Genomic DNA, 12,640 nt, shown 5'->3' on the forward strand with positions numbered 1-12,640 from the left:
TCCCGCGCAGATGCTGCGCCGGGCGGCCGTCGTCGTGAGCATCCTGTTGTTTGCGGTCATGCTGATCTCGTTCCAGCCTTTCTCGCCGGTTCACGAGGGTGTGGAAGAAGGCGGCAATCTGGTCAATCAGCTGGGTTTCGGCCTGCTCGGCCTCATTGCGCTATGCTCACTGCTGACGCTCGCCGATCTGCGCAGGCTGCCGTCCCTAATCGGTCCGGTCTGGTTGCTGATGATCGGTTTTCTTGTGCTCTCCGGATTCGCCGCTCCAGATCCGAGTGCGACGTTGCGCGGCATCATTCTCACCCTGATCGTGATGATGACCATCGTGACCGTGCTGGCGCTGCCGCAGGATGGAGATGGCTATGCCCGCATGTTGAGCGTGGTCGCAGGCATCCTGATCTTCATCTGCTATGCTGGGCTACCCTTGGTCCCCTCTCTGGCAACCCATGGCTTCGACGCGCTGGAGCCTCAGAATTCCTATCTCTGGCGCGGGGTCTTCACGCACAAAAATATCGCCGGGCCGGTCATGGCGGCATTCGCCTTTGCAGCCATCTACCTCTGGCGACGCGGCGACCGCTGGGCCGGCGTGGTGATCGGGGTGTCGGCCCTGATTTTTGTCAGCCAGACGGGCTCCAAGACCACGCTTGGACTGGTGCCCGTTGCGGCGCTCCTGGTTCTTGTTCCGAGTGCGATCGGGCTTCGCGTGCTGACACCGATCGCGGTGTTCTTCTGCCAGCTTGCCTTCGCTCTCCTGACCTTTGGTTCCGTCCTCATCGAACCGATCCACCAGTTCGTTCTGTGGCTCGGCATCGACCCGACATTTACCGGCCGTGTCTCGATCTGGAAATTCGGGCTCGATGCACTGGCCGATCGCCCGCTCACGGGCTTCGGCTATGAGAGTTTCTGGAGTACGGATCTGGTCCGCTATGCCGCCAATCCCTATTATCTCGACTGGGATGTGCGCGGCATCGTGCATGCCCATAACGGCTATCTCGATATCGCGATCTCCATGGGGATACCTGCCCTCATCGTCGCGCTGGCGGTCCTGATCCTGCTTCCGCTGGTCGACTATATGCGTTGCAGGCCGGCCCGGGAGAACAGGTTGCTCGCGGACTTCTTCATGATGATCGTGTTCTTCACGACGCTGAATGCGATGATGGAGAGCTTCTTCTTCCGTCGCATGGACCCGGTCTGGATGCTCTGCTTCTACGGGGTGATCGGCCTTAGGCTCGTGGCGAGAGTGCCCATCCCGCGAACACTTGCTTGAGCTACCTTTCGTTCAGGCCTGCGCGTCTTCGCGGCGTTTCCACAAGCGTCTCAAATTCAGGCCAAGGGCGAGCAGGACGCCGATGCCAAATCCAGCGATCAGACCGCCGAGTGCTATGACCTTGCGAGAGGGACCGACCGGATCCAGCGGTGGGCGCGCCTCCGACAGGACCTGAATATTGGCGAGTGTAATTGCTTCCTGTTCCCCGGTTTCGCGGGTTCTGAGCAGGAAGGATTCGTAGACAGAACGGCGTGCCGCCGCCTCGCGCTCGAGTTCCCGCAAGGTGACGAGGCTGTCATTGTTCGATGCTTGGGTGTCCTTGAGTTCCCGCAGGCGGCTGGTGAGTGCCACTTCCTGCTGGAGGGAGCGGTCCAGTTCGACCTGGAGGGCGCTACGGATGCGGCCGAGTTCCTCACGGATCTGGTTGAGCATCCCGCTGGCCTGCGATTGTGCCTCGATATATCTCGGGTGTTGCGGTCCATAGCGGGCCGCGATCGATTCGAGTTCCTTGCGCAGATCGGCATAACGCGTGCGCAGGACCGCGATTGTGTCGGAACTCACGTCTTCGGGGAGCGCCAGTTCACCGCCGCTGGAGGCTGCCATCTTCGCGATGCTGGTAATCTTGGCGCGCAGGCCGGCGGTTTCGACGCGCAGCGAACTCAGTCTTTCGTTCAGCAGTTTCAGATCGTTGTCCACGATCGGTCTGCCGTCGACATTCACGAGGTCATTCGAATTGCGGAAGCTTTCAGCGGCCTTTTCCGCCTCTTCGAGCTTCATGCGCAGGTCGGTAAGGCGGCTCGACAGTTCGTCCGATGTGCGGCGAACAGCGTCCGATTGCATCGAGGCCAGTTCGCGCTGAAAGACGTCGCTGACAATGTTGGCCAGACGCGCGGACTTCTCCGGATCCCGCGTTTCTGCGGAGATCGAAAAGATGAATGTCTTCTGATCCCGGTTGACGTTGATCACCTCATAGAGGTGGTTCAAGACCCGAGACTCGACGTTCTGGGCGTCACCCTGGGACGCTGTCGACCAGAGGGCGCTCAGGCCGGAGGGGCGGAGGGTGCCGTTGAATTCCGGGTCCTGCTTGAGATCGGCTTGCTCGATGACTTTCAGCAAGACACTGTTCGACTTGACTATACGTGCCTGACTTTCGACCACGGCGAGCGAGGCATCGGTCGGCAATTGATCGGTGGTCAACTGGTCGCCGACGGTGCGGATCTGTCTTGGGTCGACGAGGATGTCACTGCTGGCGACCCAGAGTTTCGGCAGGGTCATGGCATAACCAGCACCAAAGAGGCCGCCGATCACGGTCGAGGCAATCAGAATGCGATGGGACCGTTTGAGAATGTCGATGACGAGGAAGGGGTCGATCAGAGGCTTCCATTCGGCTTCGTCCCTCGGGACGGTGTTGCCGTCGCGGTTCTCATCCAGACGACTGGCCGTGGAGATTTCGGGCGAGGGCTCCTGCGTCGGGATGGCGGCCGGAGTGGGAGGTCTGGTTTCCCCGACCTCCATGCTGTTCACCTGGCCCTCGAGCATGGATACGCGGGCGCGCAGAAAATCAAGGTAGTCGTCGTGGCGTTCCAGCATGTCCCGCAGGGAAGGCCGCCCGACAGGGGTGTCTGCGGAGTGTCCGGATAGGCGCTCTGCGCCTGCGGCGCCGGGCTCTTTGCCTCCGTGACTGGTGCGATCATCGCGCAGATACATGTCAGCCCTTGCTTCGGGAAATGGTTCGCGTTGCGCAAATTTAATTTTTTATCAAAAACAAATGGTTAAAAGATCGGAAAATTAACCGTTGGGACGTAGCTTCTGCAGGTGTCGCCGCCGTCCGAAATGTGACCTGCGCCTTCAGCAACTCTGGACACCACGTGAACGCGATCCTTCGGCACCTTTCTGCAAACAGACAGCTCCTAAACTCCTATTTCTCGGTCATATCGGGATCTGCGGGACGGCTGGTTGTCTCTCTCGCCTATTTCGTCGTGCTGGCCAACACGCTGCCCCTTGCGGATTACGGCATCTTCGCCACGGCGTCGGGCGCCGGGCTCGTCCTCTCGCGGCTCCTGGCGCTCGGTTTCAGCTCACCGCTTTATCGCATTGCGGTCGTCAAGCCGCGGCTTCTCGGCGTCTACACGGTTGGCTATCTGCTCGCTTCTCTTCTCTCCCTGCCGCTCGTCGTCGTCGCGGCGCTGCTGATCTATTTTCTGTTCTTCTCCGACGATGTCGGCCTGCTCACCTTTTCCCTGGTGCTCATCGCCGAGATTTTGCTATGGCGGTCGGCCGAGATCGTCATCATCGTCAACAATGGGCTCAAGCGTTTCGGGCTCGCTGCTCTCCTGGTGATCTTTGGAACTGCTGCACGCGCGGCGGCCGCTGGCCTCTTCTGGAGCCAAGCCTCGGTCCAGGACCTCGACCATTGGGCGTGGTGGTATACGGGCGCCAATGCCGCATCGCTGGTCGTTGCCCTCTACTTCTACCCCCGCGTTCGGCTGCGTTACGATATGCGGCTCTATCTTCGGCGGGTGCAGGATTCTCTCGCCGTCGCGGGTGCTGAACTGCTGTTCTACCTGCAGTCGGAGCTCGACAAGCTGATGGTGCTCGGGATTGGTGGGCCGGCCGTTGCCGGTGTCTATGCGATCATCATGCGGGTCGTGGACCTGACTGCGCTGCCGATCCGCTCCTTCAACACGATCCTGGTGCAGAAACTGATGCAGAGCCCTGACATGTTGAGGTCACCCAAGGTCAGGGTCCTCATCGAAGCGGGCTTGATGATCGTCTCCGTTGCCGGGCTCGCAACACTCGCCTTCCTCCTGCACCTTTATCCGAATGCGCTCGGTCGCAACGTGGCACCAGTTGCCGAGTTGCTGCCGCTTGTTTTGCTCGTTCCGGGGTTTCGCAATCTCGCGGAGTACCAGGGGGAGCTGATGTATGCGCGTGGGCAAAGCTGGCTGCGTACGCTGTGTCTTGCACTTCTGACGCTGAGCAAGGCCGGGATGATCGCGCTCCTGCTCAACAGTTTTGCACATGAGGGGCAGGACTGGATCATCGCTTTGAACGGTGTCTTTGCCGGCCTCTATGTTATCTCGGCGATCTTCACCTACTCGAGTCTCAGGTTGCCGGCCAAGCGGGTCTGACGTTCTCGCCGCGAAGCTCACCAATCGTGGTCAAAGGCCGAGGATCCGTCTGATTTCTGCGGGTTCAAGACCCAGGAAGGACTGCATGCCGAGCGCGACCTGTTCAGGTGCCATGTCGGCCACGAAGGCGCGGAATTCGGCTTCCGTTGGCGGTGGAGCCAGCCAGAAGACCTTGCAAAGCTCCGTCTGGTCGTGGAAGTGCCCCGCGCCGTGCTCGACGTCATCCACGAAGCGGCCGTACATCATGCATTCCGAGAAACGGCGCTGCTTGCCCATTGCCGCGATCCAGTGCTCGCCCGTGACGCTTTCGATCCGCGCGCACATGTCCCTGATGCTGCTTCGCCTCCAGGCGATCATCGTGCCGACATAGTCGTTCGTGGAGCGCTGCGTTTCGGGCAGGCCGAACAACTTCCCTGCATTGGCGGACCAGCGGCGATGTTCGCCCATGGAGTCTGCCGTCAAGGCGCCCGGCCTGACCAGCAGGCGCAGCGCATCGTCACGCCAGAGCTGGCTGCAATCATAGGGCCGAAGGAAAGCAACATCGGAATCCAGATAGAGAAACGCATCGTCCTCGACCAGGTCGGCGATGGCTATCCGGCGAAACTGCTGCACATGCCAACCGCGAAGCGGCTTGGTCTTCAACGATAGCCAGATGCGACGTCGGCCCATGGTCAGCGGATCGGGAAAGACCTTCAGCCAGGATGGCAGGAGGTCCTTCTCTCCGATGATCACCCTGCGCGGCGATTGCAGTTGCCGGAACAACGGAACATCGCGGTCTTCAACGAGCACATAATGTTTGCTGTATCCCGTGACATGCGCGTCCAGCGTCTCGCAGAGCAAACGAAAACGTTCGAAATCCGCATGATAGCTCGCGGTGACAATGGCTGTCCTCATGACCGAGCTTCCTTTCCGCCTGATGTCGCCCCGGTCAGCATGTCGAGCATTCGCCCGATACCGGCATCCATCAGCTCAGCTTGTGCCTCTGCAAAGAGCCGGCCATCGAGCCGCTGAAGGTCGCCCGCCCGTGCCCGGCGGATCTTCTCGTTAAGCGCCGCAGCGAAACTCTCGGGATCATCTGCAATGGTGCAATTGTCCGGGATCGCTGCAATGCCGCGAACCGAGCTTGTCGTCGCCACGCTTGGCAGGCCGAGCGAGAAGGTCTCGATCGTCTTCAACTGAACGCCCGTGCCTGCCCGACTGATCAGCGGGATCACGGCGCTTTCAGCGACGAAATCGGTCGCGCGTTCTACCCTTCCGACGAAGTCGACATCGGGCCAGGTGGAGGCAAGATCGGCCGGCGTGCTGCCAGCGACACTGATGCGCACATCGTCGAGCAGCCTCGGCTTCACGTTGTTCAGAAACCATTCGAGGCCGATCCGATTGGGATGCCATGTCCAGGTGCCCAAGAGGGCAAGATCATGCGCCAGTTTTCTCGTCTCCGGGAGCTGCGTCGATCTCGCAATGCTCAAGGGAAGGAACACGGAGCGGTCCGGCGGAACGCCGAGATCCACCGCGTCCTCGGCAGCGAAGGTCACGACGCCGGTCGACCGGTCCCGGAGCCTGTGCTCAAGTGTCTTCAGAAGGCTCGCATCACGGGCGAACAGAATGCGCTTGATCAAGGAGCCGGCATTGCGGGCGTTCTCGGCCGACGAGCGATGCTCGACATTGTGAGCGACAAAGATCGATGGCTTGCCGATGAAGATATCCGGAAAGGCTCCCGCGAGGGCGACGCCGTTCAAGACATAGGCGTCGAACGGGCCGGCGGCTGTGATTGCGCTTCGCACAGCCTCTTTTCGTATCACACGCAGTTTCGCGCTCGACATCGGCAATCCTGTCGCGAGGGACATGAGTAGCCATTTGATCTTCAGCCAGGGACCAGCCTTTTCGGTGCGCACCTCCACCTCGCCCAGAACTGCCTCTGCATCCGGAGCGACGGCCTGACCCGGCCAAGCGCAGCCGATGACCGTGGTGCGCACGCCTGCCCGTGCCAAGCCTTCCAACAGGGCTGCATTGGCAAGTTCATAACCTGTTGAAGGATTGGATTGTGCAACGAGCGACGTGACGAAGACCAGATGCAAGGACAAATCGCCACCTATGCGAGACACGATACTTTTTCGAGATGCAATTCTTAAACCTTATTCTCAGTTAGGGGCGTGAACATTCCTTTAAACCTGGCCACTTCAGTACCCCATTAACTCCGAATTCATGCCTCGACACCTAACGTTTCACAGGTTCGTGACGGGGCTTTGCCTATTGAAGGCAGACGTCCCTCTCGGTCTCGTAAGTTGTTCATACATGTCACGGGTGGCCAGCCTTGCGAGGTAAGGGCGCATTACGTGATCGGAAGCACGGCGCATTGCTTCCCTTGTTTCAGTTGTTTGCATGCCGGGTTGGTCCTGCTGCCATGCATCTTTGATTGGTATTGCGTTCTGGGAGTGCAGCGAGAATGGACGCCAGATTACAAGAGAGCCGGGATCTGCCGCTTGCGGTCGATCTGGATGGAACGCTGATCGCGACGGATCTTCTATGGGAGACGATCTTTCTTGCCTTCAAGACCAACCCGCTCATCGTTTTTCTGCTTCCGATCTGGGCGCTGGGTGGCAAAGCGCGTCTCAAGCTTGAGCTGGCTCGACGGGTCACGCTCGACGCATCGCGGCTGCCATATCGTCAGGACTTCCTCGACTATCTCAGGGCGGAACGGGCTTCAGGCCGCACCATCGTTCTCGCGACCGCAGCGGCGGAGCCCCTGGCGCAGGCGGTTGCCGCGCATCTCGGCATATTCTCCAGGGTATTTGCCACACGCGATGGGATAAATCTCGCCAGCAAGGCGAAAGCCGCGGCGCTGGTCGACGAATACGGGGAATACGGGTTCGACTATGCGGGCAATGATCGCGCTGACCTTGCGATTTTCGACCGCGCCCGCAACGCCGTCGTCGTTGCGCCTGACCGGGCGGCCTCGCGCTTCCAGCAGGCGCATGACACCATGCGTTTCGACGCGCCCCGCACAGGCCTCAAGACCTACCTCAAGATGTTGCGTGTGCATCAGTGGCTGAAGAACCTTCTGGTGTTCGCTCCGCCGGTGCTGGCCCATGATTTCCTGATTGCCGAAACGATGTTTTCGGCGACGCTGGCTTTTATCGCCTTTTCGGCGTCGGCCTCGGCGATCTACATCATCAACGACATCATCGATCTGCCGCTCGATCGCGTGCACCCGCGCAAACGGCATCGGCCGTTTGCCAGCGGTGCGCTGTCCATCCCCTTTGGCCTTGCCTGTTCTGCCGCGCTTCTGGCGATTGCGGCGGCGATCTGCTTCTTCCTGCCGCCGATGTTCGCCGCGATTATCGCTGTTTATATCGTCACCACCACGGCCTATTCGCTGGCGATCAAGCGGATGCTGCTGCTCGACGTCATTTGCCTGGCCGGCCTGTACACGCTGCGCCTCTTGGGCGGCAAGCTGGCGGCGAACATCCCAATGTCCTTCTGGCTGATGGCCTTCGCCTTGTTCTTCTTCCTCTCGCTCGCGTTCCTGAAGCGTTATGTCGAACTGCAGCATTCTGGAGCCCCGGAGCAGTCACGCATCGCCGGCCGCGGATATCGGCCGGAGGATATCGGCATCGTCGGACAGAGTGGCGTGTCTTCCGGTTTCACGGCGGTTCTCGTTCTCGCGCTCTACATCAACAGCGATGTCGTCGGGAACCTCTATTCCGAGCCCTGGCTGATCTGGCCGCTGGTGCCGATCGTGCTCTACATCAACATGCGCGTCTGGGTTCTCGCCCATCGCCGGGAAATGAACGAAGATCCGGTCGTTTTCATCGCCTCGGACTGGCGCAGCCAGATCTTCATTGCGATCGGTGCGGCACTCCTCATCGTCGCCGGGATGGTGTGATGCTGGGCGCTTTCGACAGCTTTGGACGGGTCGATCGGCGACAGCGCATGGCGCTACCGGTGGCCGACGCCCTCGCAAGACTGCGGGGCCCGGCTGATGGCGCTGGTTTGTCGCTTCTGCCGTTCGGCAATGGTCGGTCCTATGGGGACAGCTGCCACAATGACGGCGGCGCGCTGGTGCCGATGCGTGCGCCCTCGGCCGATATGTCGCTCGACCCCGAAAGCGGTCTCCTCGACGCTGCCGCAGGTGTGACGCTCGAGGATATCATCGCTCTAATCGCACCACATGGCTTCTTCCTGCCTGTGACACCGGGGACGCGTCATGTGACGCTCGGCGGGGCCATCGCTAACGATGTCCACGGTAAGAACCATCATCTGCGCGGCACCTTCGGCTGCCATGTGGAGAGCTTCGAACTTCTGCGTTCTGATGGCGAAACCCATCACTGTTCGACAATGAGCAATCCAGCTCTGTTTGCCGCAACGATCGGGGGCATGGGACTGACCGGGATTATCACCCGGGCACGGCTCAAGCTGATGCGTGTGTCTTCGCTGGATATTGACGAAGAGGTCGTCGCCTTCGCCAATCTTGACGACTACTTCGATAGGGCCGAAGACGCCGATCGGATCAACGAATATGCGGTGGCCTGGGTCGACCAGTTGGCGGCGGGTCGTTCCGCAGGACGCGGCGTGTTGATCACCGGCAACCATGCCGAAAACGGCAATCGTGACGTCGAGACGCGGGCCAGCCGACTGGCGGTCCCCTTCGATCTGCCATTCTCGGCCCTCAATCGCCTCAGCCTTTCGGCTTTCAACGCAGCCTATTTCACGGCGAAGAGCCGGAAACACGGCGTGCACCGGGCGAGCTACGGAAGCTTCTTTTATCCGCTCGATGGCGTCGGTCACTGGAACAGGCTCTACGGTCCGCGTGGCCTTTTCCAGCACCAGAGCGTCATTCCGTTCGAAGCCGCACGGCAGACGATCCCACTGTTGCTCCAGGCGAGCCGGGATGCTGCTCACGCCTCCTTCCTGACGGTGTTGAAGCGTTTCGGCGATATCGGTTCTCCGGGTCTCCTGTCTTTCCCGCGACCGGGCTACACGCTGACGATGGACTTTCCCAACCGCGGCGCGCGGACGCTTGCTCTCCTTGCGAGGCTGGACGAGCTGACGATCAATGCCGGCGGTCGCGTCAATCCCTACAAGGACCAGCGGATGAGCCCGGCCACCTTCAAGGCCGGCTTCCCCAGCTGGTCCGAACTCGAGACGTGGCGCGATCCGGGGTTCTCATCGAACTTCTGGCAACGCGCTGCACTGCATTCACCGCACTCATGACGAGACCGGACAGACCATCCGACGAGAGGACATCATGAAATATATTCCCTTCATCCTGTTCACGGTGATGACCAATGCCGCCGCCCAGCTGATGCTGAAATACGGCATGATCACGCTGGGGCCGATCAGCTTTTCAGCGGATACGATGATCCAGCGGATCTTCCAGATCCTGTTCAATCCGTGGGTGTTTTTCGGCCTGGCCATGTTCGTGGTGTCGATGGCTTCGCATCTCTACGTGCTCTCGAAGGTGGATCTTTCCTTCGCCTATCCATTCCTCAGCCTTGCCTATGTCGCCGTCGCTCTCTGCGCCTGGCTTCTGTTCAAGGAGGAGCTCGGTACGCTGAAGATTGCTGGCATCGCCTTCATCTGCATCGGCACCGTCCTGATTGCCCAAAGCGGCAGTAGCAGCACCAAAACAGCGGAAGACAGCTCGATTGCGAAGGCGGTCGAGACCTGAGCTTCAACCAATCTGACACGATAAAAAACCAAGAAGAAAACGGGGTTTAGAACATGAGACACATCATTTTCGGTGGAGACGGGTTCGTTGGACGCTACCTGGCACCCAGACTGCTTGCCGACGGTCACGAGGTCGTCGTCGCCGATATCGTAAAGAGCGACCTGCCGCATTACCGTGATGCGCGTTTTGTCCCGACGGATGTCACGGATCCGGATTCGATCCGCAAGCTCGGCATCGGCGCCGACGACATGGTGTACAACCTGTCCGCCAAGATGCTGTCGCCGATCCAGGTGCGCGCCAAGCGGCACGACTTCTTCTTCCCTGTCAATTTCTACGGCACAGAGAACATCATCAAGGCCATGGATGCGGCCGGCGCGAAGTCGCTGGTACACTTCACCACCGACATGGTCTATGGCCATACCTATAGCTGGCCGCAGACGGAGGATCATCCGTGCAAGCCGCTCGGCGAATATGGGCTTTCCAAGCTGAAGACCGAGGAACTGGCGGCGGACTGGCGCAAGCGCGGCATGAATATCAGCCTGTTTCGCCCGCGTCTGATTATCGGTCCGGGACGTCTCGGCATCCTCGCCAAGCTCTTCAAGCTGATCGACAACAACCTGCCGGTGCCAATGATCGGTTCGGGCAAGAACCCCTACCAGTTCATCTCGGTGTTCGATTGCGCCTCGGCAGCGCATGCCGCCTACAAGGCCGGCGTACCGAACGAGGTCTATAATCTCGGCTCGCTCAACCCGCCGCCGGTGAAGAAGCTGCTTGGCGATCTGGTCAAGCATGCGGGCTCGAAGTCGATCCTGGTGCCGACGCCCGCCTGGGCAGTCAAGCGCACGCTCGATTTCCTCGATCTCATCAACATGCCGCTGATGGACCCGGAGCAATATCTGATCGCCGACGAGATGTGCATCCTCGACGTGTCCAAGGGCGAACGCGAACTCGGCTGGGTGCCGCAGTATCGTGACGAGGACATGCTGATCGCCGCCTATAGCGAATACAGGAAGTCGCTCGAAGGCCGTCTTGAACCCCATGCCGCAGCATCGAAGGCTGCGTGAGGAGACAGTGATGAATACTGCAGTCAGACTGAACGAACAGCCGACACTCGATGCGGTCAAGGTGCCCCGCGCCAAGACCGAAAAGCCGAAGCTTCTGTCGGTCGATCAGGCCAAGGCGCTTGACCTTCCGCAGATGACCGACCTTTTCACGCAGCACCTCAATCCCGGCCAGCTGCATTTCATGAAGTTGCTCGGCTTCCACAAGATCAAGGTCGAGCGTGCCGAGGGCATGTATTACTACGACCAGAACGGACGGAAGATCCTTGACTTCTTCGGCGGCTTCGGTTCGCTGGCCTTCGGCCATAACCACCCGCGCATCATCGAGGCGCGCAAGACCTTCCAGGACGAGAAGCGCCACGAGATCGCGATCGCCTTCATGTCGCAATATGCGACGGCGCTCGCCCATAATCTGGCGGCCTGCTCGCCCGGTGATCTCGACATGGTCTTCCTTGGCTCGTCCGGTTCAGAAGCCATGGAGGCTGCGATCAAGGTGGCCGAGCGGGCTGCCGGCCCGCAGAAGCCGAAGGTCGTCTATGCGGAGAATTCCTTCCACGGCAAGACCAAGGGCGTGCTCTCGATCACTGATGGTTCGCTTTATCGTGGCCAGTTCAAGCTGGTCGACAACACCGTTCGCGTACCGTTCGGCGATATCGAAGCGATCGAGAACGCCTTCCGCAGCGATCCCGAAATCGGTGTCATCGTGCTCGAAACCGTCCAGGGCGGTGGCGGCATCATTCAGGCGGATGCTGCCTTCTGGCAGAAGCTGCGCCAGCTCTGCGACCAGTATGGCGTGCTATGGGTTGCCGACGAGGTCCAGTGCGGTCTCGGCCGTACCGGCAAGTTCTATGCGTTCGAACACTATGGCGTCGTGCCTGATGTCACGGCGCTTGCCAAGTCACTCGGCGGCGGCAAGACCGCGATGGCGGCGATGATCGCGCGGCGCGAGGTCTACATGAAGGCCTATGGCACGCCGAAGACGGCGATGATCCACGCCATGGCGACCTTTGGCGGCATCGGCGAAGCCTGCATCACCTCGATCGAAGCCCTCAACGTTCTCTATGACGAGGGCCTGATCGATCGCACCGCAGAGGTCGGCGATTACCTGCTCGACCAGCTCCGGACTCTGCAGACTCGCTATCCGAGCCTGATCAAGGAAGTCCGTGGCCAGGGGATGATGGTGGGCCTCGAATTCCACGACTTCTCGCAGACCATGCCGCTGGTGCTGCGTCCGGTCATCGCGATGCTCGACGACAAGCTGAAGGGCTCGCTGCCGGGCTTCATCGGCAGCCATTTGCTCCGTGATCACGGTGTGCTGGTGGCCTTCACCGAGTATAACCGCAACGTCATTCGCCTCGAACCGCCGCTGATCTGCGAGCGGGAACATGTCGACCAGTTCATCGCGGCGCTGGACGAGGTGATGTCGCGCGGGATCATCCGGATCGTGAAGGATTTCGTCACCGCTCAGGTGAAATGACCCCCTCGACCATGAACGCCTGCCGGCCGGGCC

At 60.3% G+C, this 12,640-nt stretch carries 10 protein-coding genes; 7 read left to right on the forward strand and 3 right to left on the reverse strand.

Translation table 11 applies throughout. The annotated features are described in order from the left end of the window. The first annotated feature begins 10 nt into the window (after window positions 1-10). Entirely contained in the window at window positions 11-1,267 is a 1,257-nt protein-coding gene (locus BW978_RS21120) for an O-antigen ligase family protein (RefSeq protein ID WP_139330629.1), read from the forward strand. 12 nt (window positions 1,268-1,279) lie between these two features. Here the strand turns inward: BW978_RS21120 and BW978_RS21125 are convergent, their stop codons facing one another. Next, window positions 1,280-2,857 (reverse strand): GumC family protein, encoded by a 1,578-nt coding sequence (locus tag BW978_RS21125; protein ID WP_244552024.1) that lies wholly within the window; start codon window positions 2,855-2,857, stop codon window positions 1,280-1,282. A gap of 278 nt (window positions 2,858-3,135) precedes the next feature. Between BW978_RS21125 and BW978_RS21130 the strand changes: the two genes are divergently transcribed. Continuing rightward, window positions 3,136-4,398, forward strand: coding sequence for a lipopolysaccharide biosynthesis protein (locus tag BW978_RS21130; protein WP_076397807.1), 1,263 nt, complete (start codon window positions 3,136-3,138; stop codon window positions 4,396-4,398). Window positions 4,399-4,428: 30 nt separating this feature from the next. Here the strand turns inward: BW978_RS21130 and BW978_RS21135 are convergent, their stop codons facing one another. Beyond that, window positions 4,429-5,292, reverse strand: coding sequence for a DUF6492 family protein (locus BW978_RS21135; protein ID WP_076397808.1), 864 nt, complete (start codon window positions 5,290-5,292; stop codon window positions 4,429-4,431). Continuing rightward, complete coding sequence (locus tag BW978_RS21140; RefSeq protein ID WP_076397809.1) at window positions 5,289-6,482, reverse strand: glycosyltransferase; 1,194 nt, start codon at window positions 6,480-6,482, stop codon at window positions 5,289-5,291. Before BW978_RS21140 ends, BW978_RS21135 begins: the two co-directional genes overlap by 4 nt. Window positions 6,483-6,844: 362 nt before the next feature. Here BW978_RS21140 and BW978_RS21145 point away from each other — a divergent pair, with 362 nt between their 5' ends. The 5 genes from BW978_RS21145 to BW978_RS21165 are packed head-to-tail and all read left to right on the forward strand — an operon-like array spanning window position 6,845 to window position 12,607. Next, window positions 6,845-8,284 (forward strand): UbiA family prenyltransferase, encoded by a 1,440-nt coding sequence (locus tag BW978_RS21145; RefSeq protein ID WP_076397810.1) that lies wholly within the window; start codon window positions 6,845-6,847, stop codon window positions 8,282-8,284. Then, window positions 8,284-9,612, forward strand: a complete 1,329-nt coding sequence (locus BW978_RS21150; RefSeq protein ID WP_076397811.1) for an FAD-binding oxidoreductase — start codon at window positions 8,284-8,286, stop codon at window positions 9,610-9,612. Before BW978_RS21145 ends, BW978_RS21150 begins: the two co-directional genes overlap by 1 nt. 34 nt (window positions 9,613-9,646) lie before the next feature. Then, window positions 9,647-10,069, forward strand: a complete 423-nt coding sequence (locus BW978_RS21155; RefSeq protein WP_054148622.1) for an EamA family transporter — start codon at window positions 9,647-9,649, stop codon at window positions 10,067-10,069. A gap of 53 nt (window positions 10,070-10,122) precedes the next feature. Further along, window positions 10,123-11,133, forward strand: a complete 1,011-nt coding sequence (locus BW978_RS21160; protein ID WP_076397812.1) for an NAD-dependent epimerase/dehydratase family protein — start codon at window positions 10,123-10,125, stop codon at window positions 11,131-11,133. A gap of 10 nt (window positions 11,134-11,143) precedes the next feature. After that, entirely contained in the window at window positions 11,144-12,607 is a 1,464-nt protein-coding gene (locus BW978_RS21165; protein WP_076397813.1) for an aspartate aminotransferase family protein, read from the forward strand. The last annotated feature ends 33 nt before the right edge of the window (window positions 12,608-12,640 follow it).

Origin of the sequence: Rhizobium sp. RU33A (genome assembly GCF_900156055.1) — a bacterium.
Lineage (GTDB): Bacteria > Pseudomonadota > Alphaproteobacteria > Rhizobiales > Rhizobiaceae > Allorhizobium.

Coding starts and splice junctions, on each gene's coding strand:
- BW978_RS21120 (WP_139330629.1), top strand. CDS start 11: ATGCTGCGCCGGGCGGCCGTCGTCGTGAGCATCCTGTTGTTTGCGGTC.
- BW978_RS21125 (WP_244552024.1), bottom strand. CDS start 2,857: ATGCTGGAACGCCACGACGACTACCTTGATTTTCTGCGCGCCCGCGTA.
- BW978_RS21135 (WP_076397808.1), bottom strand. CDS start 5,292: ATGAGGACAGCCATTGTCACCGCGAGCTATCATGCGGATTTCGAACGT.
- BW978_RS21145 (WP_076397810.1), top strand. CDS start 6,845: ATGGACGCCAGATTACAAGAGAGCCGGGATCTGCCGCTTGCGGTCGAT.
- BW978_RS21150 (WP_076397811.1), top strand. CDS start 8,284: ATGCTGGGCGCTTTCGACAGCTTTGGACGGGTCGATCGGCGACAGCGC.
- BW978_RS21155 (WP_054148622.1), top strand. CDS start 9,647: ATGAAATATATTCCCTTCATCCTGTTCACGGTGATGACCAATGCCGCC.
- BW978_RS21160 (WP_076397812.1), top strand. CDS start 10,123: ATGAGACACATCATTTTCGGTGGAGACGGGTTCGTTGGACGCTACCTG.
- BW978_RS21165 (WP_076397813.1), top strand. CDS start 11,144: ATGAATACTGCAGTCAGACTGAACGAACAGCCGACACTCGATGCGGTC.